Source organism: Chitinophaga sp. 01L420, from assembly GCF_056399985.1.
Genome location: NZ_JBFTSK010000003.1, coordinates 35,905 through 61,955, shown reverse-complemented (window position 1 = coordinate 61,955; position 26,051 = coordinate 35,905). Strand labels below are relative to the sequence as shown.

General features: G+C 47.5%; 16 protein-coding genes. 4 read left to right on the top strand and 12 right to left on the bottom strand.

The annotated features are described in order from the left end of the window. Nucleotides 1-47: 47 nt before the first annotated feature. Both AC1DP6_RS04230 and AC1DP6_RS04225 read right to left on the bottom strand, forming a co-directional pair. A complete protein-coding gene (locus AC1DP6_RS04230; RefSeq protein ID WP_477053716.1) occupies nt 48-182 on the bottom strand; it encodes a hypothetical protein in 135 nt (44 codons plus the stop codon). 278 nt (nt 183-460) lie between these two features. Continuing rightward, nucleotides 461-841: a hypothetical protein gene (locus tag AC1DP6_RS04225; RefSeq protein WP_477053715.1), complete on the bottom strand. Its 381-nt coding sequence runs from the start codon at nt 839-841 to the stop codon at nt 461-463. Between the two features lie 221 nt (nt 842-1,062). On the opposite strand from AC1DP6_RS04225, the gene AC1DP6_RS04220 reads away from it, so the two are divergent. From AC1DP6_RS04220 to AC1DP6_RS04205, 4 genes are all read left to right on the top strand, one after another. Further along, nucleotides 1,063-1,284 carry a hypothetical protein gene (locus AC1DP6_RS04220; protein ID WP_477053714.1) on the top strand — a complete coding sequence of 74 codons (222 nt, stop codon included), beginning with the start codon at nt 1,063-1,065 and terminating at the stop codon, nt 1,282-1,284. An 82-nt stretch (nt 1,285-1,366) separates the two neighbouring features. Then, complete coding sequence (locus AC1DP6_RS04215) at nt 1,367-2,176, top strand: hypothetical protein (RefSeq protein ID WP_477053713.1); 810 nt, start codon at nt 1,367-1,369, stop codon at nt 2,174-2,176. A gap of 28 nt (nt 2,177-2,204) precedes the next feature. After that, entirely contained in the window at nt 2,205-3,077 is an 873-nt protein-coding gene (locus AC1DP6_RS04210; RefSeq protein WP_477053712.1) for a LysR substrate-binding domain-containing protein, read from the top strand. Between the two features lie 78 nt (nt 3,078-3,155). After that, entirely contained in the window at nt 3,156-3,425 is a 270-nt protein-coding gene (locus AC1DP6_RS04205) for a hypothetical protein (RefSeq protein WP_441571897.1), read from the top strand. A gap of 79 nt (nt 3,426-3,504) precedes the next feature. On the opposite strand, the gene AC1DP6_RS04200 is transcribed toward AC1DP6_RS04205, so the two are convergent. From AC1DP6_RS04200 to AC1DP6_RS04155, 10 genes are all read right to left on the bottom strand, one after another. Continuing rightward, nucleotides 3,505-4,584: an oxidoreductase gene (locus AC1DP6_RS04200; protein WP_477053711.1), complete on the bottom strand. Its 1,080-nt coding sequence runs from the start codon at nt 4,582-4,584 to the stop codon at nt 3,505-3,507. Nucleotides 4,585-4,652: 68 nt separating this feature from the next. Beyond that, on the bottom strand, nt 4,653-5,228 hold the full coding sequence (locus tag AC1DP6_RS04195) for a Crp/Fnr family transcriptional regulator (protein WP_477053710.1): 576 nt from the start codon (nt 5,226-5,228) through the stop codon (nt 4,653-4,655). Nucleotides 5,229-5,249: 21 nt separating this feature from the next. Then, nucleotides 5,250-5,801, bottom strand: coding sequence for an SMI1/KNR4 family protein (locus AC1DP6_RS04190; RefSeq protein ID WP_477053709.1), 552 nt, complete (start codon nt 5,799-5,801; stop codon nt 5,250-5,252). A 260-nt stretch (nt 5,802-6,061) separates the two neighbouring features. Then, on the bottom strand, nt 6,062-7,660 hold the full coding sequence (locus tag AC1DP6_RS04185) for a hypothetical protein (RefSeq protein WP_477053708.1): 1,599 nt from the start codon (nt 7,658-7,660) through the stop codon (nt 6,062-6,064). Nucleotides 7,661-7,692: 32 nt separating this feature from the next. Then, on the bottom strand, nt 7,693-8,712 hold the full coding sequence (locus tag AC1DP6_RS04180) for a PorP/SprF family type IX secretion system membrane protein (protein ID WP_477053707.1): 1,020 nt from the start codon (nt 8,710-8,712) through the stop codon (nt 7,693-7,695). A 33-nt stretch (nt 8,713-8,745) separates the two neighbouring features. Then, a complete protein-coding gene (locus tag AC1DP6_RS04175; protein ID WP_477053706.1) occupies nt 8,746-21,186 on the bottom strand; it encodes a DUF7927 domain-containing protein in 12,441 nt (4,146 codons plus the stop codon). A gap of 530 nt (nt 21,187-21,716) precedes the next feature. Continuing rightward, nucleotides 21,717-23,822, bottom strand: a complete 2,106-nt coding sequence (locus AC1DP6_RS04170; RefSeq protein ID WP_477053705.1) for an alpha-L-fucosidase — start codon at nt 23,820-23,822, stop codon at nt 21,717-21,719. Nucleotides 23,823-24,010: 188 nt separating this feature from the next. Continuing rightward, a complete protein-coding gene (locus AC1DP6_RS04165) occupies nt 24,011-24,745 on the bottom strand; it encodes a DUF4262 domain-containing protein (protein WP_477053704.1) in 735 nt (244 codons plus the stop codon). A 43-nt stretch (nt 24,746-24,788) separates the two neighbouring features. Continuing rightward, nucleotides 24,789-25,511, bottom strand: a complete 723-nt coding sequence (locus AC1DP6_RS04160) for a DUF92 domain-containing protein (protein WP_477053703.1) — start codon at nt 25,509-25,511, stop codon at nt 24,789-24,791. A 40-nt stretch (nt 25,512-25,551) separates the two neighbouring features. Beyond that, nucleotides 25,552-26,040: a DUF5946 family protein gene (locus AC1DP6_RS04155; RefSeq protein WP_441571907.1), complete on the bottom strand. Its 489-nt coding sequence runs from the start codon at nt 26,038-26,040 to the stop codon at nt 25,552-25,554. Nucleotides 26,041-26,051: the final 11 nt, after the last annotated feature.

Below are 26,051 nucleotides of genomic sequence, written 5' to 3'. Positions count from 1 at the left end.
AATAGCCTGGCATACCAAAAAGATACGCCAGGCGGATTATCTTCTTCTTATCCTTCCTCTCCTCCGTTCTTCATCTTCATCAACAACGTATATGCATTCCTGGTAACCACTTCTTTGTTACCAATATTACTTTTTATTTCTGTAAAGCCCCCGTTACTGGTACGTGTTTCTACCGGCGTCATTATAAATTTATCATTTCCTGCTGATACAAAAATATAATGTTTATTCTCCCATTTTACTGCAGCATCATCCGGTACCGCCAGCACCTACCCTTTGGCCGCCTGCGCCATTACTCACGGAATAAATCCAAGCGAAGGCTCCAGTACTATAACCATTTTATTCTTTACAGAAAAGCTAATGATCTTATTTAGCATGCTCTTTTTCGTTAATTCAAATAGAAATAAAATGCGCACTTCCACCCGTTAATGACAGGTAGCGCTCAGATAAAAAACGAAAAGGGTTATACTTTGGGAGGGCGAAAAGGTGATGTGAGCGCTGGTTCAGGCAGATAGTTGTCTTTCAGCGCCGGGTAATGAATAGTTATTTCACGATAGGTTTGCAGTTTCACTGCCATCACTTTGGCGAGTGGAATAAAGGAATGATGCAGTGTATGGATATCCACTGTTTTGTAGGGCAATTGCATGTCCCTTTCGTCATCATTATCGTTGTCATCCTGTCCCCAGTAGTGCATACATAAAAATCCCGTCACACTCAGCTCACTGTTTCGTGCATGGTGCTCCTGGTAGTGCACTACGAGTGCGGGCAATTTGAGCAGCTGGTCGAAAGCAGTATGATGAAGTATGAAAATGAGAAATAATATGTAGACTCCTCTTTTTTTCACAGGGGGCAAAGATAAATATTCTGTCTACAAGGGCCGATTATTTTTGATAAATGAAAGGAAAGTTTCCCGACTGCGTAAAATGATTTCCCGATCCGAGGTCTTCCCTTTAAAATAAAGGCACACCTGTGCCCCACTATATTCTCGTACCTGGTCCTCTCCCTGCTGTGTTTCACTGAAGAGTAACCCACGCATCACGTTGTCAACATTATTATCAAGGAACCATGAAATGTATTGTAGCACAAATCTTTGCGCTGTTTTCCCTTTCCCTCCATGCACTTGATCAGGATTCGGTTACTTCCCGCAAAGAATTGAATCCATGGAGCGGAAACAGTAAAACGGCAGCTTACTGGCAGGACTATACGAAACGATCTTTCTCCACAGGAAGGGGTAGACATCACCAGCAACGATGCACGCTACCTCCGGAAATATCATCTGCTATTTAGTTGGCATTCATGAGATAACTGGTATTTCAGGATTATTTTTCAATTGATTATCATAAATTGATCTAAATATCTTGAACGGTCCATGAAAAAAACCATCACAGACGATGAATTAATTGGCAACATCCGGCAAATGAAATACAGCACCACCGATTCCGCCGGCACTGACTATGGCTATGAACTATCTCATTATGATGCACAAGGCAACTTGAAGAAATGGGAGACGTATAATGAACAGCATGAACCCGTTAAAAATATCGTGTATGATTTTGATGACAAAGGCGTGTTGCTCGAAGAAACATTGACGCAAAATGATGGCACCATTGTTTATAAAAACACCTTTTATGATAATGGCCAATACAAAGAAACATGTGAATACCATAACGGGAATGCCTATAAAACCATGTATGATGAAGCCGGCAATGTAAAAACTCAATTTGAAAATGAGGCGGTGTCGGAAATAGAAGAAGATCCTTATAATGAGCAGTGGGAAACAAAAAAAGTCACTGATACCGATGGCAGCATCGTGGAGCTGGTGTATTACCACTCCTTCGGTCAATTGTATGACATCACTAAAAGAAAATACAATGAACAGCTGCAGGTGCTTTCAGAGTTTACCTATGACTCCGAAGATGCGCTGGCGGCAGATAAACCACACACAACCAAAATTAATGAATACAATGAGCATCATCACCTGACCATGTATACGCATGATCAGGTTGATGGAACAGGTGGCGTTCACCGTACCACGTTCCGGTATGTGTTCCAATATGATGATCAGCAGAACTGGATCCGGAAAGTGGAAATCATGAATAACAAAATAACCGGTTACGAGGACCTTATACAATTTATCCGGAAGCGGGAAATTGAATATCTTTCCTCATCAATACTTTAATATGCTCTCCAACCGTCACCTTATTTTTATGGAAGTAGCTCACCAGAAAAGCTTTTCCAAAGCCAGCCAGGCGCTGTTTATTTCGCAACCTGCGGTGAGCACTCATATCAAAGGGCTGGAAGAGCAGTATAAGACCAAATTATTTGAAAGAAAGGGGTTGCAGATAGAGTTGACAGAAGCCGGACAATTGCTGTATAACCGGTTGCTAACGGTCAGGCATATACAACAGGAAACGGAGTTTGACATATCTGTGATCCACGACCAGCAGCAAGCCACTGGCATGCTGAACCTGGGTGCCAGCACTACCGCCGCTTTATATATTCTCCCTAAAGTGATGTCGGCCTTTCACCGGGAATACCCACTGGTGGACATTTCTTTATTAAACAGGAACAGTGAGATTGTATTGCAGGCATTGCTCGACAAAGAAATTAACATTGGCGTAACAGAAGAAAAGGGACAACTCAGTAACATCACCTATCAGCCTTTTCTGAAAGACCAGATCGTAGCGGTATGCAGTCGTAATAACCCGCTGGCAAAGAAAAAGAACTATGCGGTGAAAGACATCCTGTCTATGCCGGTGGCTATCCGGGAACGGGGCAGCGGCACCCTGGAAGCGATTAAAACCGGGTTACAGAAAAGTAAAATCCGGCTGAATGACCTGAAAATAAAAGTGCGGCTGGGCGGTACGGAAGCATTGAAAAATTTCCTGCTGGAGTCCGGTTGCGTGGGATTTTTGTCTACCCGTTCTATTGTAAAGGAGCTGCAGCATGGAGAACTGACCATTCTCAACTTCGAAGGACTGCGAATAGAGCGCAGCTTTTACTTCATTCAGCGCAAGGGAGAAACCAGCGACCTGAACAAAAGATTCATCAAAATGGCCAAAACCATCTATAATTATTAATTATAGGTCATAATATTTTCCTATAGCCAGGATTATAGGTATAAGCATACATTTGAACCGTACAAAATATAGTTTTATATGAATATGCTTTTTTATTATGACGAGTTATACAAAGCGGCTGTAGAAAGAATCAATAAGATTGTAGACATTTCTGTACAGCAAAAAAACGGTTTAATTTCCCGGCTAAAAAGCCAGGCTCCTTTCTTATCAACCACCACTGAAGATATAGATCTCGTTGCCCAAAGAATGATGAATTCATTAGGTTCCGTTTTATGTCCGGATGCCGCAGCTGATTTTGCCGGCGGCAGCAAACTCCTGGAAATGGAGATGTTATACAACGGAGAATAAAAGGAAAGAAGCATATACTTCTTTCCTTTTACGCCAACTTATTTTACGATACATTTCTGTCAACATACCAGCAGTAACCTTACACCTCCAGAGGAGGAAAAGGTGCTGCCATGGAACGTTCGAAAGGCAATACCGGTAGTCCTGCTGCCACCCGTACCGGGAAGTCAGGGTTAGCCAATGCCGCCTTACCCAGTGAAATAAAATCGGTATGCCCTTCCTGCAACGCCCTCCCGGCTACCGCCAGATCTTCTAATCCACCATTGGCAATGACAGGACGTTGCACCATTCGTTTAGCCATTCCCGTGAGTGATTCATTATTGTCATATACTCCCAGCTTCTCCCAGGTGCTGCCTTCGCCCGAAATATGTACATAGTCAGGGGCCACTTTAATCACTTCTTCCAGAATAGCGGCAGCAGTAACGGCTCCATCCGGCCAGCGGTAATGATCATCATTCACCTTGCCTTCCGACAAGCGTAAGCCTACCATAAAATCAGCCGGCACCACTTTCCGGATGGCTGCCAGGATTTCTGCGATGATGCGAAAACGGTTCGGAATAGTGCCTCCATATTCATCTTCCCGGAGGTTGGTATAAGCCGTTAAAAACTGATCCGGCAAATAACCGTTGGCTGCATGCACTTCAACGCCATGAAATCCGGCAGCCACCGCATTTTTAGCGGCATTGGCATAACCTTCCACCGCAATGCGTATATCCGTTGCCGTCATAGCTGCCGGAATTGGAAACGGCCCTTCTCCCCCACCATAAGAACGGAGTTTTGTGCCAAGCGGCGTCACTACCGAAGGCGCCTGTGTGTGCGTTAAATGCTGGGATAAAGCACCGGCATGCATCAGCTGGGCGATAAATAAGCTTCCATGCGCTTTTACTTTCGTTGCCAGCTCCCGCCACCCGGCTATTTGTGCAGGCGTTACTATGCCTGGCTGATGTGGATAAGCCTGGCTGGCAACCGTATCTGTATAAAGACCTTCTGTAATAATGATACCAAAACTACCAGCGGCAAATTTTTCATAGTAGACATGCATCGCTGCAGTGGGAACTCCTTGTAAGGTAGCGCTGGCACGGCTCATTGGCGCTACTACCGCCCTGTTTTTCACAAATTGATTGGCCAGTTCAAAAGAAGCTAAAATCGGATGTGTTGTCATTGTCTGTTTATTTAAGGCAAAGTTGAGGACTTGCCGGCCCACAGAAAATGACATATGGTAATAAAAAGCTACTCCCCCTTCGCCATCTTATGCCGTAAACGGCTCAGCGACTCCTTTGTAATCCCCAGATAAGCAGCTACCTGGTGCTGGGGCAGCCTCGTTTCCAGGAAAGGATAGCGGCTGACAAACTCCTGGTATCTTTCCAAAGCAGGCTTCTGCAGAAATAGGATCCTCCGCTGCAGGGCCGCAGAAGAGCGCTGGGAAATGATATGGTAATACTGTGCTACGGCGGGAATATCCTGAAACAACTGATACAGCTGCTGCTTATTGATCTGCAGGATTTCCCCGCTTTCCAGCACATCGATATTAAACAGGGAAGGTTTCTCATGGAGCAAGCTGTCCAGATCTGTCATCCACCAGCCTTCCACACTGAATTGCAATACGTTCTCCTTTCCGGCAGCGTCTATTTCATATTGCCGGCAGCAACCTTTGAGCACAAAAAACTCGTGCCTGCATATTTCACCTTCCCGCAGTAAGTATTGATGGCGGCTCGTTTTCATCGATTCGAAATAGGTGGGAATGCGCAGGATATCATCTGCCGTGAGTGGTACGTGTTTGCCGATGCTGTCAGTGAGTAATTTCATCTTCAGAAAAAATATTAGTCGTTAGCCTACCGTGAATGTTTTAGGATAATCCGCAGGAGGATTCACCTGGAAATACTCCTCTTCCTGACCGGGACCAGCGGCATAAAAATTATTCAACGAAGTAATCAGCGACAACAGATCAGGTGCAATCACATCACGATCATTGTCTGCATGCCAGAACTCAATCAGCTGTCCGGGTTGATCCGTAAACAACCCTGCGGCATCATAACAAATATAATCACCGCCACCATTATGAAACAAGGGGAACCAGTCCTTATGCCACCAGTTCTCAATTTCAAAATCATAACCTATCATGGAAGTGTTATCCGCAGCAGTATCCAGCGCTTCTTCCAGTGGTATAAACATGGAGTTGTTGACAAATGCTTCCATGAAATTTGGATCCTGCCCGTTTCTCCACAGGTATAACTGTTGCACGGGTTCCGGGATCACCACCTTATATTTTTCTTCCAATGCCCTGATGTCGGCAATGGTCAGCGGGTTATTCAATCTGGCAAATAATCCGGGACGCTGCGTGCGCAGGTGCGCTGTTAACAAATCCAATTCGTGTTGCATAGATGTATTTTAATCTGGTAACAGAATTCCAAATATACACCAAATAGCTGTTAGCTTTTAGCTGTTAGCAGTTAGATTATAGCGATTAGATTGTGGAGATTGGTTTGTAGCGATTGGTTTGTGGAGATTAGATTGTGGAGATTAGATTGTAGCGATTAGATTGTAGCGATTGGTTTGTAGCGATTGACCATTAGTAAAAACGAAGCCGTTCCAATGGTTAATGGAACGGCTTCTTCGTGAATATGAATAAATTTAAACGTTTATTTTCCCGGACAAATATCTTTCTTCAGCTCTTGTCCGTCCGTCATACCGCGGGTATTAAACTCCATCACTTCATGGCGATGATTCGGATAAGTAATACGGATTTCATAGTCGGTGTCTTTTTCCAGGGTGAGGTTAATCTCACGTCCGGGTGAACCTATGAAGCACCAGCCGATACCGCGTTGTTTGTTGTAAATATAAATACAGGCCCCATCCAGCGGAGGACAAACCGTACCTATAAATGGAATCACCAGGGCTACAGGTATCTTTGTCAGGGTGTATGTTTCGGGAGAAGTAATACTGTAAATATCATCGCTTCCTTTACCGCCCGGGCGATTTGAAGAAAGGTAAGTATTACCGTTATTACCAGCTACAAAGTAAAAATCATCAGCGGATGAATTGGTAGGATAGCGGAGATTTTCCGGCGTACTCCATTGTGTTTTACTACCGGTAGCATGAAAAATATCAAAGCCGCCCATACCTGTCCAGCCTTTGCTGCAAAAGTACAAACTGCCGTCGGGGGCAATGGTGGGGAATTCTTCTTCTTCAGGACTGTTAATGGCCGGGCCACAGTTTACAGGCGTGCCCCATTTTCCGTCTCCCTGCTTTTCGCTATACCAGATATCCGTTCCGCCTACGCCACCCGGCATATCGGCCGCAAAATACAGCGTGCTGCCATCGTTGCTGAGGGCTGCATGTCCAAGAGAATACTGATCCGGTTTGTTGTAGGGGAATGGTACGGGCTTTCCCCATTTTCCATTTTTATCTTTTTCTGCCGCAAACAATTCCAGCCGGCGATATCCATACTTCACACGTTTTTCCTTTACACCAGGAATACGGCGGTCTGGATACGTCATGGTCACATAAGCGGTGTGATAGTCTTTATCGAAAGTGGCGGGCCCTACATGGTAACGTGACCAGTTAAACGAAGGCGAAAAATCTTTGATATACACATTACCGTAGTTCGCGGTATCTCCTACATACAAACCATAATAATCCCTGTTGGTACGGCCATATTTATTGCGGTTAAAATGGCTCCCATTCTCCAGTTGATTACGGTATAAAGTATCCGATGTAAACACCACTCCACCGGGATAATAAGTAGCGCCCCAGTCGGATCTGGAAGTATTCAGTCTTTCTACGTTCCGGATAAAAACAGGGGTAGGTGATTGTATCCACCCGGGAGCGGCATCACAGCCGGCGATACGGTTCTTCACTTTTTCCTGTTGCGGACCGGTTTGCGCATACTGTGTGTACGCTGCCTTCGCCTCCGGATATTTCCCTAAGCTTTTCAACATATCGCCATAGTACAGGCGGGCATCAGCGGAGGCATCGGAGCGGGCCAGCAGTTTGGCATACCAGTCGGCTGATGCAGTATACCTGTTCATTTGCCGGTAGGAATCAGCGAGTCTTTCCAGCACCACGGTCGATGTTTTTTCTTTCCGCTTTGCTGCTATCCGCTCGTACAGAGAAGCGGCTTTTGCGTAGTCGTATTTGGCGTAATAGATGGCAGCCTGTTTATCCAACGACAATTGTTCCTGTGCCGACGAAAGTTGTACTGATACCAGGAGTAAAATTATTCCAACATATTTTTTCATAGTATGTATTTAAAAGGATACCCTTGCAATAATTAAAAATACCGTGGACTGGTTACCCTGGCTTTTTTGCCCGGGAATAAAAATCCGATGGATATTTCATGTGACCCACTCTGGAAAGAGGCCATTTTGCTGATGGTGAGATCATAAGCATATCCTATTCTGAATTGATTATTTATATTGAACTGTACCAATATGCTGGCGGCATCCAATTGTTCCAGGTCACTTTCCAGTGCCGGCTTACTCCATAATTTCACACCGGTTCTGTAGGAACCACCCACCCATAGCCGGTCGGCCAGCAGGAATAAAGCGTTCAGGTCCACATTGGTAGGTCCTTTAAAATCTTCTTTGATGAGAATAGAAGGCTTAAACTTTACGGCATCTGATAAATCAAACATCATCCCTGCATTCACATACAAATGCTGTGTTTTACGGATCGTTTTATACTGATAGCCTTTCCAGTAATACCTGGATGCATCGGTATACAACGAGAAAAGATCCATCACCGAAGCACCCACATAAAACTTAGAGGTAAAATAGTAGATTCCGAAGCGCGCATCCGGAATCCAGGTAGACGCTCTGCCCAATGGGATGGTAGGGTCATTATCGTCGTTATATAACAACGCCGTGCCATCAATCGAATACTGGGTAACGCCGGCGCCTACTCCCAAACATAATCTTTTATCCCCATCTTCATTCAATGGAATCCTGTAGGAGTACATACCATATATAGAGGTCGCATCCTGTGGCCCCAGTTTATCATACATCACCTGCATCCCCAATCCCACCCGGTTATCCCGGGAGGCATTGAGGGCACCATCCACAGATACGCCGCCGGTTTGCGGCCCTCCCGGAAAGTTCACCCATTGCTTACGGTATATAGCGTTTGCAAACAGATCTTCCTTATAACCTGCGTAAGCAGGGTTTACACTCAACATATTAAAAACATATTGACTAAACTGTAAGTTTTGCTGCGCCTTTGTCAGCGCCGGTTTTAGTAGCAGTCCGGATAACGTTAACAGTAGCAATAACTTTGATGTCGCGCTTATGCTCATACTAAATTCCTTTAAGATGTCAGTAAGTGATGATTATCGCAGCAATTCAATCCAGCCCTTGTAATCTCTCTCTCCCTGCGCTGTACGCAATTTCAATATATAGTAGTAGGTACCTTCATTCAGTCCGTTACCATTCCACTTGTTATCATAGTTCTTATTCTGGTATACCTGGTTACCCCAACGATTGTAAATAAGGAGTGTTGATCCCGGGTAACGATCTAATCCCGGTATTACAAATTTGTCGTTCTTACCATCTTCATTCGGTGTCACTATATTCGGGATGAAGATGTCATCACCATTCACCGGTTGTGTAATGGTAGCCGTGTTATCCGAAAGGTCTACATCCGTTTCGTTACCTGCAATCGTGGCGGTGTTGGTCACGTTACCGCCGCTGATCAGTTTAGCCGTAAACGTGAGTGTTTCCTGGCTACCGGAGGCCATGTCCGGCAACTGCCAGGTGATGGTCTTCGTAATCGGATCAAAGGTGGCCAGGCCCTTGCTGGTGGTAATCGTTAATGGCCGACCAATCATACTTTGCAGCAGGTCTTTCACTACCACTCCGGTAGCCGGATCTGGTCCGTTGTTGATAGCTGTAACAACAAACTGCAGCACCTGATTCACACTCAATGGTTCCGGCGTATTTTGTTTTTTTAGCACTTTCAGGTTAGCATACCTGTCGGTATTTATAATTACGGTAGATGTATCTGGTGTACTTACATCCGGCGGACCGGTAATGATAACGGTGTTTTGTACTTTGCCGGCTGCCTTGATGGTCACCTGGTAGCTCCAGCTAATGGTTTCACCACCATTGAGTGCACCAATATTCCATTCGAGTATGCGTTGCGTGTTGTTAAAGGTGACGTTACCTTTCGGTGGTGCATTGAATACCGGATCACTCACCAGGCTCGCTGCAGGCAGCTGATCGGTGGTGATCACCGGGTTCACGATGGCGGTGCCGGAGTTGGTGGCTGTAATCGTATACATGATTTGCTTTCCTACGCTATAAGGGCCGGTAGCAGGTGATACCGTTTTCACAACTTTCAGCGCCGACTTCGCCTGTACTGTAGTGACTACGGTACTGCTGGTATTATTACTGCTGTCTGCATCCGGTAATCCTGCAGGTGTATTCACTACAGCCACATTACTTAAGGTCCCTGGTGCGGCAGCGGTGCCGGTGATCTGTAATACTACCTGTGCACCTGTTGGGAAGGTTCCTAATACGGCACTGGCGGTATTACCGGTAATACTGGTTTGAATATTAGCAGCGCCACCGGTAGTTTGTTGTACGCTGATCGCTGTTTGTGTTAATCCGGCAGGCAGTACATCATTCACGGTAGCTCCGTTTGCATCTAAAGGTCCGGCGTTATCCACGGTGAGCACATACGTTACTTTTCCACCTTCAAATATGGTGGCAGGGCCCGTCTTACTAATCTTCAGGTCTGTGTTTTTAACTACCGGGATAATAACAATAGAAGTATCCGGATTAGTTACATCCGGCGGACCGGTAATGACAACGCTGTTTTGGATATTACCGGCAGCTTTAATGGTCACCTGGTAACTCCAGCTAATAGTTTCGCCGCCGTTGAGCGCTCCGATATTCCATTCGAGTATACGTTGCGCTGGATCAAAGTTGATACTGCCTTTCGGTGGTGCGGCGTATACCGGATCACTCACCAGGCTCGCTGCAGGCAGTTTATCGGTGGTGATCACCGGCGTTACTGCAGCCGTACCTGTGTTGGTAGCGGTAATCGTATAAGTAATCTGTTGTCCTATCTTATACGGACCCGTGGCTGGTGATACCGTCTTCACTACTTTCAGATCGGATTTAGCCAGCACATTGGTGACTACGGTACTGCTGGTATTATTACTGCTATCAGCATCTGGTAATCCGGCAGGTGTATTCACTACAGCCACATTACTTAAAGCACCTGGTGCCGCGGCGGTACCGGTGATTTGCAATATTACCTGTGCGCCCGTTGGGAAAGTACCTAATACCGCATTCGCAGTATTGCCGGTAATGCTGGTTTGTATGTTGGCAGCACCACCGGTAGCTTGTTGTACGCTGATCGCCGTTTGTGTTAATCCGGCAGGTAATACATCCTGCACTGTAGCACCGTCTGCGTCTAAAGGACCAGCATTATCCACGGTCAGTACATAGGTTACTTTACCACCTTCATATATCGTGGCAGGACCTGTTTTGATAATCTTCAGATCGGTGTTTTTCACTGCCGGAATAATAACGATGGATGTATCCGGATTACTTACATCTGGTGGTCCGGTAATGATAGCCGTGTTTTGAATATTACCTGCTCCTTTAATGGTTACCTGGTAACTCCAGCTAACGGTTTCTCCACCGTTGAGTAAACCAATATTCCATTGCAGGATGCGTTGCGTTGCATCATAGTTGATGCTACCTTTTGGTGGTGCGGCGTATACCGGATCACTCACCAGGCTTGCCACTGGCAACTGATCGGTGGTGACCACCGGATTCACTGCAGCAGTACCTGCATTAGTGGCGGTGATGGTATACGTGATTTGTTGTCCTACTTTATATGGACCAGTAGCCGGTGAAATGCTCTTCACTACTTTCAGATCAGATTTGGCCAGCACGTTGGTGACTACGGTGCTGCTGGTGTTATTGCTGCTATCTGTATCCGGTATGCCTGCAGGCGTATTTACCACGGCCACATTACTTAGTGTACCTGGTGCTGCGGCAATGGCGGTGATCTGCAATACTACCTGTGCGCCGGTAGGGAAAGTACCCAATACCGCATTGGCAGTATTACCGGTAATACTGGTTTGTATGTTAGCAGCGCCACCGGTACTTTGTTGTACGCTGATCGCTGTCTGTGTTAATCCTGCCGGCAATACATCGTTGACAGTAGCACCATTCGCATCAGAAGGACCATCATTATTAACGGTCAACAGATACGTTACCGCGCTGCCTTCATATACTTCCGAAGGACCGGTTTTATCTATTCTCAGATCTGCGGCGCCGGCTATTGTGCTTATTACCGGTGGGGACGGAATATCTTTTCCACCTTCGTTATTCAGGATCGCATGTGCTACGTTGGTCACGTTGCCTGCTGGTGCACTTTGCGCCACAGTACCTTTTACTACTATGGTAATACCACTGGTATCAATAGCGGGGATGTCGGCCGTAATTTTTACATTGTTACCGCTGCCGGTGGCGCCAGCCGTAATCACGGTGGTGCGTACCGGTGTAGCTGTCCAGGTAACATTGGTCAGCACTGATGGAATGATATCGGTAATATCTACGTTGGTGGCCTTGCTCGGACCAGGGTTAGTAACGTTGATCACATAAGTAGCATCTTCTCCTCTGATCATCACAGCAGGACCAGTTTTATTGATAATAAGGCGGGAGATCACATTGATCACCGTGCTTACTGTAGATTGATCGGATGCTGCTCCTGCTTCTGAAGGAGTCACTGTGGCTACATTCACCAGGGTACCGGTGGCTGCCGGCAGCACCCTGCCCGTAACGGTAATCACAATGGTATTGGCATTACCTGCTGCGATGTTTCCGTTCAGCAAAATATTATTGCCGGTGCCGGAAGTCGCACTATTGATTACTGCCATGCCATTGGTCACTGCCTGCCATTGTACGCCGGTGATGTTGGCTGGTACGGTATCCGTGACTGCCAGGTTCACCGCATTACTCTTACCGTTGTTTCCTACTGTAATGGTGTAACTGATATCCTGCCCGGCTACCACAGTAGCGGGACCGGTTTTTTCGATGATCACTACGGGATTTGCCGTTACTACCGTTTGTATCAGGTCGGAAGAATCGGGCAATGCGCCGGGTTCTTTCGGTGTGATAATCGCGATATTTTTCAGTGTATCTCTGAAAGCAGGATCCACAGTACCCATTACATTTACGGTGATGCTGTTACCTGTTCCCGGCGGAATAGTAGCCAGCAGATCGATGAGATTACCGCTACCATTGGCGGCGCCATTAATAACGGCTTTACCTGCTGCGGTGGCGGTCCATACCACCTGTGTGATAGCAGTTGGAACCGCATCATGTATATCTGCGTTGACGGCGATACTAGGTCCGTCGTTGGTAGCAACGATGGTGTAGCTGATATTTTCGCCGGACTGTAAAGCAGTCGGACCGCTCTTCGTGATTCTCACGGTTGGCTGCAGCGAAACGATGGTTTGTACTTCGCTGGTATCAGGTGTATTGCCTGCTTCAGCTGGTATGACAATGGCCCTGTTGATGATGGTGCCGGCAAAAGATGAATCTACTTTTCCCTGTACTGCTATCAGTAAAGAAGATGCTGCGTTCATATTGGCAGTCACCAGTACATTATTGCCGGTGCCGGTATTGCCTGATATAACAGTGGCTGCGCCGGTGATGCTTTGCACATTCCATTGTACCTGGCTGATAAATGCAGGTACCACATCGATGATCTGTGTGTTGGTTGCATTACTGATACCATTGTTGCTTACCTGCAACAGGTAGTGAATGGTTTCACCCGCATGCAACGTTGTAGGACCGCTCTTGATAATCGCCAGTACAGGATGTTTTTCAATTGGCGTAATTACCGGCGGTGTCACTATCGGCGGATTGATTGGATCCGGTGGTGTGACGGTTGCTGTATTTGAAAGGGTGCCGCTGGCATCCGGTGACAGTGTACCCGTTACCATGATGGTCACCACCGCATTGCCGGTAGGTGGTATATCGGCGTTGACAGCTATAAACCGGCCACTTCCTGTGGCGCCACTGTTCACAACAGCGCCGTTGGTGGTTTGGGTAGTCCATGTTGGTTGCAGAATGCGGGCATCAATAGTATCTGTTACCGCCATATTGCGTGCGTATCCCGGGCCTGTATTTGCCAGCGTAATCACATACGTTACTTTATCTCCGGCGGTAATCGTAGCCGGGCCATCCTTATGGATGCTGATACCTGTTTGCCGGGTCACCAATGTTCTGACAGAATCGCTCACAGCAGGGATGCCGGTGCCGGTTACATCTACTGTATTGAGGATGCTGCCTTCAAAATCATTATCCAGTGTACCCGTTACCGTGATGGTGACATTATTGCCGGTACCTCCGGGGATGTTAGCGGTAGTGCTGATGTTATTGCCGGTACCGGAGAATGGTCCGGTAATAGCGGCGCCTCCGTTCACAGTTGCCTGCCAGCTGGTGCCGGTTACCTGCACCGGTACGAGGTCGGTGATATTAAGACCAATAGCATCGGAAGGTCCGCTGTTGGTGACGATGATATTATAGGTAATAGCGTTTCCGCCTATCGCCTGTTTTGGTCCGTTCTTATGTACCTGCACACCGGTAGCGACACCTACAGTGGTGGTAACGCTGCTGGTGTTATTGGATGGATCATAATCTGTTACCCCGGTAACGGCTACGTTAGCCGTATTGGTAATACTGCCGGCAGTAGTGGTACCACTTACAATGCCATTAATGGTGATCGTAATAAAATTGGCGGCGCCCGGGCCTATTTTGGCAGGGAGATTGATATTGCCGCTGCTGTCTATCCTCACGCTATCCAGTATGGAAGCATCGCCGGTGGCAATAGCTGTCCAGGTTACGCTGGTGATAGCTGCCGGCAATACATCTGTGATGACCATGTTATCCACCCGTTGCGGACCTGCATTATAGATCTGCAGCGTATAAGTAATCGGCTCACCTGCTAATACTTGTTGAGGCCCATTCTTGATAATGCTCACATCTGTAGAGCGGTCAACGGAGGTAGTCACGGAACTTTCCTTATGACTGCCGGCTGTTACGGACGCAGTATTGGTAATGGTAGTGCCGGAAGTATTATTAACGATACCGCGGATCACGATCACAATACTGTTGTTGCCCACCGGGATATCGGCAGTGGTGTGTACCGTGTTGGTGGTACCGGAAACCGCTCCTGTAATAGTAGCAGCACCGGTAGCAGTGGCGGTCCAGGAGGCAACGGTTACCGCAGCAGGTACGATATCATCGATCTGTGCATTGGTAATATTACCTGCGCCGCCATTGGTAACTTCCACGCGATATATGATGGAATCGCCTACATGTGTAATGGCCGGTCCGCTCTTGGCAATTCTTACTACCGGATCATTGTCCACAACAGTAGATACACTGCTGGTGTTATCCGCCAGATTTGGATCTACGATGGTGCTGCCGGTTGGGAAAGCCACTGTAGCAGTATTGGTAATGGTGGCTCCGTTAGCCACTGCCGGACTCAGTATACCCGTTACCGTTACCAGCAGTGTACTGGTGTCGGCAGGGATATCTGCAGTAAGACTTACATTGCCGGTACCGGATGCCGGTGTAATATTTTGAACGTTGCCGGTGCTGCTGGTGGTCCAGGCAGGCGTGAGCAGGTCTGCCGGTAAAATATCGCTCACCTGCAATCCAATAGCGTTCGATGGTCCCTGATTACGAATCCGGAGTACATATTGCATTTGCTGACCRGCAGCCTGATTAGCCGGGCCACTCTTCACAATATTCAGGTTAGCCAGACGGGAAACGGTGGTCAGTACGGTAGCAGTATCACCTGTTGGCTTAACAGATGGGTCATTCAGCGTTATAGCTGTATTAGTTATTGTAACGCCGGTAAACGCCGGATCTACCTGACCATTGATGGTAATACGGATTACCCCCTGCGAATTGGCAGGCAGGTTAGCCATCAACTGGATATTACCTGTACCGGTATTGCCACTGGTAATCACGGCGCCATTTACAGCGGTGGCTGTCCACGTAGCATTAATAATGCCTGCCGGTATCACATCTTGAATCGTCACATTGCTGGCACTGGAAGGTCCCTGGTTGGCAACTTCCACATTATATTGAATAGGGCTGCCTGCGTTAATAGCGGCAGGACCGGTTTTACGGATCTGCAGTACGGCTTCTCTGCTCACGGTGGTTGTGACCTGTGAATGTACCGGCAGGGCGCCTGGTTCTGCTCCCACTACGGTAGCGGTATTCACTATCTGTCCGGCAAAATCGTCTTTGATAGTACTGGCTATAAGAATGATCACATAGTTCTCCTCTCCCGCCGGAATATTGGCAGTAACCTTTAACAGATTACCGGTACCATTTTCACCAGAGGTAATTGTTGCGCCAATACCTATAGCGGCCCATTCAGGATTAAGAATAGCAGCGGGAATGGTATCTGTAATAACGGCGCCTAAAGCATCGCTTGGCCCCACGTTAACGACTTTTATACCATAGAAAAGTTCTTCTCCGGCATTAGCTGTAGCATTGGCAATTTTGCTGATCAGTAAACCCGACTTTTGTCGAATGACCGTTACTACGGTATCCGAATTTACCGGTGGAATACCTGGTTCTGATGGAGCAGCCACCGCAAAGTTTTGTATACTTCCTGCCGGAGTGGAAGAAGGAATGGTAGCGGTAACGGTAATACTGATAACACCTGTTTTAGCAGGAATATCAGCAGCAACAGATAAAGTATTGCCAGTACCAGTGGCGCCGGTGCTGATGGTGGCGCCGCCCGTAGCGGTAGCCGTCCACGTAGTATTGCGCAGTAATGCCGTCAACTGATCTGTGATGACGGTATTCAGTGCGTTGGATGGTCCCAGGTTGGTTACCTGCATGGTATAAGTAATGTTATCCCCTGCATTGGCGGTTGCTGGTCCGACCTTGGTAATCTTTACATTTGGTTGCTTTCTTACAGTCGTCACCACCTCGTTGGAAGCCCCCGGCGTAGCGCCTGCTTCTGAAGGCTGGAATACGGCTCCATTCCGGAAGGTGCCACTGAACGATGGATCCACAATACCTTTCACGGTAATGATGATGCCATTATTTCCACCACCATCAATATTTACATCCATATCCAGGTCGTTGCCTGTGCCGGTACCAGCTCTGATAATTGTGGCGCTACCAACGGTAACAGTGCTCCAGGTGACCTGTTGTACTTCTGCAGGAATCTGATCGTCGATGATCAGATTTTTCGCATCTGATACACCTACGTTATTCACCACAATATTATACACGATTTCATCGCCTGCATTCAAGGTAGCAGGTCCGGATTTGCTGATCGTCAGTGATGGTAATCTTCTTACCCTTACCGTTTTGGTAGCACTCACCGGCGGTACATTTTCCGAAGGCGTAGCTGTGGCGGTGTTGGTAATGACTCCTTCCAATGATGGGTCTGTTTTTCCTTTCACGATGATGGTCAACATATTACCACTACCGGCAGGAATGGATCCGGTGAGGCTGATATTATTACCTGTTCCGGAGCTGGCGCCGCTGATAGATGCTGTACCGACTGTAGTAGCACTCCACTGCACCCCGGTTAATGCAGCAGGCACCACATCGGTGATAACCAGGTTTTGCGCATTAGCGGTACTCAGATTAGTTACCTGGATGGTGTAGGTGAGACTGTCTCCCGCCAACACCAGATCCACGGCTGTTTTGGTAATGGCCAGTTTAGGCAGCCGGTTCACGGTGGTAATTTTCACGGCAGAATCGGCCGTACCGGTTCCTGGAGCCGGTGTTACCACCGCCTTATTATTTATTTGTCCGGAGAAGGCAGGATCGATAGTGCCTTTCACGGTGATGGTAATATTGTTGTTGCCGCCGGCACCAATGTCACCGGTAAATGAAATATTATTTCCTGTACCTCCCTGGGTACCACTCACACTTGCATTGCCATTAGCGACCACTGTCCAGATAACTCCCTGCACGGAAGCAGGCACCACATCGGTGATCACTGCATTATAGGCGTTGCTGGGTCCATTATTAACCGCTTTGATAATATAGGTAATACTGCTACCCGCACTGGCGGTATCCGGACCACTTTTGGTAATAGACAATGCGGATTGCTGATCTACTGTAGTGACTACTTCATTGGAGGTAACCGGTGGTATATTCGGTTCAATAGGTATTACCTGCGCAATGTTTCTGATCGGATTATTTGTAGCTGGTAAGATGGTGCCGGTAACGATGATCCTGATCGTGGATCCGGCATTCATGTCTGCTGTTACTTCTACCTTATTGACATTACCGGTGGCGCCCGATTTAATCACGGCCGTACCACTTAATACGGTGGCGTTCCAGCTCACATTATATAATGCGGAGGGTACCACATCCCTTATTTCTGTGTTGGTAGAATTGGAAGGACCTTCGTTTTTCACATCTACCGTATAGCTGATCTGTTCACCGGCGATACCAGTAGCAGGGCCATTCTTCGTAATGTCAAACTTTATCTGTTTCTGCACAGTGGCCACATCCACATCCGTTACCGGTGGTATGCCTGGTTCGGCCGGTGTAGCGGTTACCCGGTTGAGGATGGTACCGGCAAAGTCAGGGTTGATGGTACCTGTAACGTGAACGACAATACGATTTGTAGCACCTACCGGCACGTTACCCGTTAAACGGATAATGTTGCCGGAACCGGAAGCTCCTGCAGTGATAACAGCGGAACCATTGGCGGTGCTGGTCCAGGTAACATTCTGCACGGCGGCAGGCACGGTATCTGTCAAAACAGTACCAACGGCATTACTGGGTCCATTATTAAATAAGGTGAGTACATAATCAATCTTCTCCCCTGCAATGGCAATAACAGGGCTGGTCCTGACCTTATTTACCAGCAGTCCGGGTGAACTGGTAATCAGCGTATTGGTTTCGTTGGAGGCTATCGGATCTACGGTGCCTTCTGACGCGGTTACTACTGCCACATTCGGAATGGTGCCGGTGGCAGCTGCGTCCACGGTACCGGTTACATCGATATATACTTTACCGGTATCAGTATCTCCACCTGGCATATTGGCCACCACGCGAACGGGACTGCCTGTACCAGTGGCGCCGGCAGTGATCACTACCCCACCGGTAGATCTGGCCGTCCAGCTCACATTGATGAGCTTAGGAGAAATAGCGTCTGTAATGGTGGCGCCTGCAGCATCACCAAGGCCTGTATTTTCCACCGCAATATTAAAATGGATCACCTCACCGGCAATAGCCATAGCAGGCGCTCTTTTCACGGCGGAGAAATAAGGACGACGTATAACCGGTATCGTTACGGTACTGTTGATGCCACCCGGATCCGCGATATCAGGAGATGTGGCATTGGCAGTATTGGTAAGATCTCCTTCAAAAGAAGATTTAATATCGCCTTCAATGGTAATGACCACCGAATTATTGGCAGGAATACTGGCGGTAAGATTAATCTGTGTATTGGTAGAAGTGTTCGTTAATATTTGTGCGGTGCCCGTAGTGGTATACGCAATATTGGTTGCCACAAAATCAGCCGGGATAACATCTTTTACAGTTACACTGGCGGCATCACTGGGTCCTGCATTCAACACTTCTATATGGTATATCAGATCCTGACCTGCCAGATAAGGACCGGAGTTCGATACAATTTTATTGATCTGAATGTCTGCCTGATGGGTATAGGTAATGACTACCTGGTCGGTACTTGGCGGGCAATTTCCGTTGGTGATCGTCCAGGCCAGCGTAGCGGTACTATTTTCCGCAATCGTCACAATCGTACGCGGATCTGCAGGGTTGGCAATAGTGGCGGTGCCGCTGACTACTGTCCATATACCGGTACCCACCGCCGGGGTGTTGGCGGTCATGGTAAATACCCCTGAATTGTACTGCGTTTTGTCGGCGCCGGCATTAGCAACAGTAGGCGATGCGTGAATGATCACATCTACAGTACTGCTGGTAGGCAAGCAGGTACCATTGCCGATTCTCCACCTGAACACATAGGTCCCGGGCACCAGGCTGCTTACGGTAGTAACGGGGTTATGGATATCTGCAAAAACAGCGGCTCCGGGTCCGTTTACCTGCGACCAGGTGCCAACACCGCTGGTGGCCACATTACCTGCCATGGTGGTGGTAGTAACGGCACACAATTCCTGGTTGGGACCTGCCACTGCTACAGTGGAAGCGGCATCTATTGTTAATGTAAAAGGATAGGTAACGGAGCTACAATTCACCGCACTATTGGTGAAAGTAATTGTAAAGTGGTAAGTGCCCGCAGCAACATTCCCCGGGATGGGGATGCTCAGCGGTGTTCCTGACAGCGTTCCATTGGTGATGGCTGCAAAACCGGGCATATCACTGCTGCTCACACTGTATTTATCCGGGCTGCCGGAAGTAATAGTATACGGCAGGGAAAGCACCATGGTTCCTACGCACACATTAGCTACTGTTCCCAGCGTAGCGGTGATGGCCGGGTTTACTGTTACCAGGAATGTCCTGGACACACCATCCCCCTGACATCCACTTACGGTGGCGGTTACACGATAATAACGGGATGCAGTGAGGGCGCCCGTATTTAATGTAGCTGTAGTCTGACCGGCTACAACTGTCCAGCCGGTACTGCCGTCCGCACTGGTTTCCCATGTATAGGTAAACCCGGTACTGGGTGTACCTGTTCCTGCTTTGGGGGTAACTACCGCTGTAAGTTGAGCAGCGGTAGTATTACAAATAGGTTGCTGGCCCGTAATGGCCACGGTATAATCTATTACCTTTAATTCTATAGGGTTGGATACCACCCGGCAGTTGAGATTATTAATTTCTGCACTGCCACCAGCTGCCACTACCCGGTATTCAAATCCGGCCTGCACGTTGGTCACGGGGAAGGTATGCTGATTGCTGCCGCCATTATTTAAAACACCACCTTCATTGACCCAGTCAGTTGTACCCAGTGCTCTTTTCTGTAACTGGAAAAAATAATTGGAATAACTGCCGGCAGGCAAACTTACATCCAGACTAGAATTCCCTCCGGCACAAACCACACCAGTGGCTTGTGTAAAGGTGATAGGAGGACCGCAGGCAGCAAAAGCGATATCATCCAGCGCCAGGTCATTACCATTACTATTAGGCGTATTACTGAAGATCCTTAATATCACTGCGCTGGTAGTAGCCGGCATCTGAAACACACCTGCCTGTCTTACCCAGGTACCCGGACTCTGATAAGGAACCGTTCCGGTAGACACAGAAGCGATGGCCGCTCCGTTTGGATTATTGGCATCCAGGATATCAAACCGCAAACTGGGCTGGGATACGCCGTTCTGGGGGTTGATGTTCATGATCCAGGCAGAAAACTCGAAAGTAGTACCGGCACATAACCCAGTGATGGTTCTCTGGTAAAACTGACCTGGCCTGGCTTCCGCATCTACTACCATACAATAACCCGTACCATCCGTGGACGTATGATCCGGGCGGTCTACGAAATAAATATTGTTGTATCCCCTGGTGGTATTACTGATGGTATATTGTCCGGGATAAGGGCCCGTGGGGCGGTTTCCGGTACCGGGACTATAATAAGTGTAGGTAGTAAGGCCTGAAGGCAATGGACCTCCCAGCGTAGGCTTGGCCGCAGATGGCGCCTGACCAAAGGTTTCCTTGAACACCGGATCACCTAATGAACCGGTACACTGTTGCGCACTTGTGGGAATAGCAAACAACGAAAAAACCAAAATACTCCACACTAACATTATCTGACATCTGTTCTTTTGCATAAAGCGAGCTATCTGCAACCGATGTTTTGGAGTACATAGAGACATGGTAGACTTATTGATCATAAGGATCCGTATTTGGAGGATATAGTCAGGCAAAACCAACACTCATGAGTTAAACACTATCCGGGGATATCAACCAGCATTCTTTGACAATCAAGACAAAAGGGGGTTCCATACGTGTCAGACTACACGTTGTTACCGTAGATTTTGTGCTACGAAAAATTATTATATATCAATCGGAATCAGTGCGTACTGTCACCATCTACATACATCTATCTTCCGCAACAGTATCATTCAGGGATAATCAACAATAAAAAGAGCAGAAAGTTTAGTAATTCTTTCAATTAACAGTAACGTATCAACTGAGGGGGGCTTTCAAAATAAACCAGTGGCTACATCAGGAATCCTATCTACCAGAAACAGGTATAAAAAAAATTACGAATTACGGATTTGTAGGAAGATAAACAGCGGACAACCCGTGTTAGAACATCTACCTGCAAATACGTAATTCGTAATTCTTTCCGTGCACTTTATCGTGTAATAATTCCCAGTTCTGCCACCATTACTCCATTACCATTATTAATATGCAATGCAGAAAACTTAAAATATCTTGCTTTCAGCGGATGATCGAGGATCACCAGTTGTTGCACCGGGTTGGCCTCTATATTATGAAAATCACCTGCCCTTGCCTTTTCCCAGTCACGGCCATTCTGGCTCACATAAAAAGCATATTTGCCAATCAGGCCTTCATCTTTTCTATCCTGCCGCGGCAAATAGGTAAAGGCTTTAATAAGATGTGCTTCGCCCATATCTATGGCTACATCTACCGGAATTTTTCCGGAGAGTTCCGGTGTTAACGTGTTCCAGTTCGTGCTTTCATCTTCATCCACTACATTGTCGGCCTGGCTGCCTGCAGGCGCCTCTATCACCTTCCATCCTTTTTTACCAATGCCGTAGATCGCGGTTTTAATGTCTCCCATTAAAACTTTACTGCCACTTCTGGCTTTGATCGTACCGCCATCTGCAAAGAGAAAAGGTTGTTTGTATACCGGTGACTGCAATGTTGGATTGCTACCATCTACGGTGTAGTAAACAGGATCGGCAGACTGTACACCAACGATACTTACCATACCTGACTTTTCTCTTTTAATGATTGGCGCTTTGATGTGAACAGGTTCTTTATACAATCCCACATCACTCAGTGCGATACTAACAGGAGCGTATACACGCACTCTTACTTTAGCAGCCGTCACATTTTTATCCAGGCGTATCAACCGGCTGGATCCAATGCTGGTAGCGGATGCGATGGCTTTCCATGCGCCGTTATCCATGACATCGATGCCAACAGAATCAATACGCTGGCCCAGTTTAATATTTTCCCGGAGACGGATCACATTAAATGTTTTGTTGCCGTGCAGGTCCAGTGTTAAGTCGGCCGTAGTCACCGCATCGTCTGTAGCCCAGTAAGAATAACGATCGGCATCAAGTAATAGCTGGGGACCAAATTTCGCGGCATCATTACCCCGGATGTTACTGGCTTTCAGCGTAGCACCTTTTGCGAAGTTTACAGCAAAAGTTTTGCGAAGCAGTTCACCAAAACCTTTTAAGGAAGCCACATCGATATCATTCAGCAAGCCTCTCTGGTCAGGCGACAAGCCCAGGTCCAGCGAAGCGCCGTGGCCAACACTTTCATAATAGAGGTCCAGTAACTGGGAGGAAGTGAAGACCTGTGCATTTTGCGACTCATGATAAAACCATCCTGGCCTGATGGCCACATCACATTCTGCGGGGATCCAGTATTTGCCATTGCGGGTACCTGTTGTACCCAGTTCTGATTTCACAAAGCCGTTAGCGGGTCGCTTTCCTTCCTCAGGCGCTTCAGGCGTATAAGTAGCCCAACAGGTGGTGCCGGCATGTCCGTCTTCATTACCTACCCAACGTGAACCAGGACCCACATCACCGAAAATAACTGCATCGGGTTGCATGGTGCGGGTAATATTCCAGGTAGAATCCCAGTCGTAATAAGTGCTGCGGTCAATGTTACGGGTTTCATTGGCGCCACCGTAATATCCGCTGCCGCCATTAGCCCCATCATGCCAGGAGGTGAACAGGGGACCATAGTTGCTATATAGTTCCTTCAGTTGTCTGCGGTAAATATCCAGGTATTCCGGCTTGCCGTATTCAGGGTTATTCCTATCCCAGGGAGAGCAGTAAAGGCCCAGTTTCAGGCCCAGTTGCGCACAGGCCTGCTGGTATTCTCTGATGATATCTCCTTTACCATTTTTCCATTTGCTTTGGGAGATATTATGGGTAGTGGTTTTGGTAGGCCACAGGCATAAGCCGTCATGGTGTTTGGCTACTACAACAATACCTTTGAATCCACCGGCTTTGGCGGCGCCCACAATTTGCCTGGCATCAAACTGTACAGGATTCACCAGGTTAGGATCTTCATCACCATAACCCCATTCGTGATCCAGGTAGGTATTGGCGCCGAAGTGGATCAGGCAATACATTTCCATTTCATGCCATTTCAGTTGGGCAGCGGTAGGCAGCACACCATAAGGCTTTGGCGCCGACTGGCTGAAAAGGTTGGTGGACAATGCCAGCAATCCTAAAAAAATACAGGTTCTTCTCATTCAAAAAAATGTTTTAAAAGTTGGACGCTTACCTGCTGATGCACCTGTTACGGCGCAGCCAACAAGATTAGTCGTTATACAAAGTATTAGCCAGTATTGATGTCATCTGGTCAGGCGAAACCAGGGAAAAAATTTGACCATAGAAGACCTCAAAAAAAAATATTGATATGAAAAATCACGAAAACAAGCTACTCCCATTCCCACTCCTCCTCCATAGATCCCCGCCAGGCACTTTGTCCCAAAGACAAATGATACAACTCATTTATACCCGGATCCAATCTCGTAATTGATTCCAGACTCACCAGTTTCGCATCTTTCAAATCCGGTTCCTGCTCACTGTGGAACTGCCAGGCACCATCATCATTATGATAAACAAATAAGATAGGCTTTCCTTCTAAAACATGTTTAGTAGTATATACTGCCAGGTTTCTCTCTTCATAAAATTTGAAGTCCGTATCTCTGTCAAGCAGCGGCTGCCTGAATTTCCAATTCACATTAAACCCTGGCTCCCAGGGAAACAGGCTTTGTTTATCCGGCCACACCAGTTGTAATGCCGGATAATTATAATGGCAATAAAAGCTATTTGCGATGCCCCAATAGTTTGGGTAAAATGATTTGTCAACAGTCAGAAACTGTATGGGGAAATCTGCTATAAAATCACCATAATGGACCCCTACCTGTAATGATTGTCCATTTTTTATCCGCTCGCAGGCATCATTTAAAACACTCCCCAACAGGTCTAATGATAAGCCAAAGCATATAATTTCCGGATGATTGAATTGCTGATAGAGGCCGATGGTATAGGCGAATCCCGGCAGATAGTCATCTGGTTTTACCTGTATAATATAGCAGCCGTATTGATCAATGTTACGTTGAATTTTTTCCTGTGGAATAGGATCGTGATCACAGTGCTCCTTGTTCAATGGATTATTTTTAAATTAATAAAATGTTATCTCTCCAATATGCTTATCCACATACCTGATACATCCCCCACCCTACCAACGCCGCCAGCAGCGTATTCAAAAAATTCACCGCATCATTTCCTATATAACGCTGACGCTCCAACGTAGCTCCCAGCAAAGAATCTACCAGGTTACCCACCACACCGGCTATTAACACTACCAATACGCGGCTATCCATTCCGAAGAAAGCACCGTATATCAACGCGATCAACAATGCACCCGCGGCACCCAGCAGCGTGCCTTCCAAACTGATAACGCCATCCAGTCCTTTGGGTTCTTTTTTAAAGCTGAGGATATTATAAAAGTTACGACCGTATACCATGCCCAGTTCGGACGATAGTGTATCTGCTGTAGCCGAAGCCAGACTGGCTCCCAGCATGAGTATAAAGACTGTAGCATATGCCGGGTACAGCAGAGCCAGCAGGCCCATGATAGCGGCCACGCCACCGTTGGCAAAAACCTGCCCGGCAGTACGTTGCTGGGAATGAGGATCCGCAGTAACAGTTTTCAACTGCTTTTTGTGAGAAGTGGCTTTTACACCGAGGATAAAAAAGGTACCCAGCAATACGAGGCCACCATAGCCCGCGCCCAGGACTGTTAACAGACCGACCAGGGCGGCCATGCCCGCTGCAGGTATGGTGAGTTTGCCGGTTTTAACGCAAATGACGGCGACAGCGATGATTCCCATCACTACACCTAACAGTTCGAATGAAAAGGATAGTTGCATATTGAAGCGCAAAACTATACAAATATCTCATTCCTGTTTTCTAAATATAGGGAGCTGCTTTTTCCTTTACCCATTCATGCTGCAGAGCCCAGCTATTCCAAACGGATTTGGCCCATTTGCGGATAGCGGCGTAGAGGTCTTCGTTGGTGTTTGCCCGTAGTACTTCCTGCACGGTAATGGCGGCGGCCTGTCCCGGAGGCGATATCGGTTCCCAGTGTTGTTTGGGGATGATGCTGTGTACATGTTGCACCTGGCGGCCGGTATATTGCTGTTCCAGTGCCAGGTACAGCCCTATCAGAGCGTAGGCGGTGGTCATGCCTTTGGCCACGCCGCCGGCATGCTGGGCACTATACGCATCTACTGACAGCTGGTGATGGAAGTCCGGATGTTCCAGGGCAAACGTACGGGCAGAAAGCTGATTGAAGAGGTCCAGGCATTCACCGGATGCATTATAGCGGTCGGAAGGGGCCAGTTGTTCATCTGCAAGGTGCAGATGACAGCCGGGGCAAATGATTTTATTTGCTGTCATAGCTGCTGAGT

What these genes read in the sequence shown, in the direction of transcription:
- AC1DP6_RS04200 (WP_477053711.1), bottom strand. Translation starts at nt 4,584, where the DNA reads ATGACAACACATCCGATTTTAGCTTCTTTTGAACTGGCCAATCAATTT.
- AC1DP6_RS04180 (WP_477053707.1), bottom strand. Translation starts at nt 8,712, where the DNA reads ATGAGCATAAGCGCGACATCAAAGTTATTGCTACTGTTAACGTTATCC.
- AC1DP6_RS04195 (WP_477053710.1), bottom strand. Translation starts at nt 5,228, where the DNA reads ATGAAATTACTCACTGACAGCATCGGCAAACACGTACCACTCACGGCA.
- AC1DP6_RS04220 (WP_477053714.1), top strand. Translation starts at nt 1,063, where the DNA reads ATGAAATGTATTGTAGCACAAATCTTTGCGCTGTTTTCCCTTTCCCTC.
- AC1DP6_RS04185 (WP_477053708.1), bottom strand. Translation starts at nt 7,660, where the DNA reads ATGAAAAAATATGTTGGAATAATTTTACTCCTGGTATCAGTACAACTT.
- AC1DP6_RS04190 (WP_477053709.1), bottom strand. Translation starts at nt 5,801, where the DNA reads ATGCAACACGAATTGGATTTGTTAACAGCGCACCTGCGCACGCAGCGT.
- AC1DP6_RS04170 (WP_477053705.1), bottom strand. Translation starts at nt 23,822, where the DNA reads ATGAGAAGAACCTGTATTTTTTTAGGATTGCTGGCATTGTCCACCAAC.
- AC1DP6_RS04155 (WP_441571907.1), bottom strand. Translation starts at nt 26,040, where the DNA reads ATGACAGCAAATAAAATCATTTGCCCCGGCTGTCATCTGCACCTTGCA.
- AC1DP6_RS04215 (WP_477053713.1), top strand. Translation starts at nt 1,367, where the DNA reads ATGAAAAAAACCATCACAGACGATGAATTAATTGGCAACATCCGGCAA.
- AC1DP6_RS04205 (WP_441571897.1), top strand. Translation starts at nt 3,156, where the DNA reads ATGAATATGCTTTTTTATTATGACGAGTTATACAAAGCGGCTGTAGAA.
- AC1DP6_RS04230 (WP_477053716.1), bottom strand. Translation starts at nt 182, where the DNA reads ATGACGCCGGTAGAAACACGTACCAGTAACGGGGGCTTTACAGAAATA.
- AC1DP6_RS04210 (WP_477053712.1), top strand. Translation starts at nt 2,205, where the DNA reads ATGGAAGTAGCTCACCAGAAAAGCTTTTCCAAAGCCAGCCAGGCGCTG.
- AC1DP6_RS04160 (WP_477053703.1), bottom strand. Translation starts at nt 25,511, where the DNA reads ATGCAACTATCCTTTTCATTCGAACTGTTAGGTGTAGTGATGGGAATC.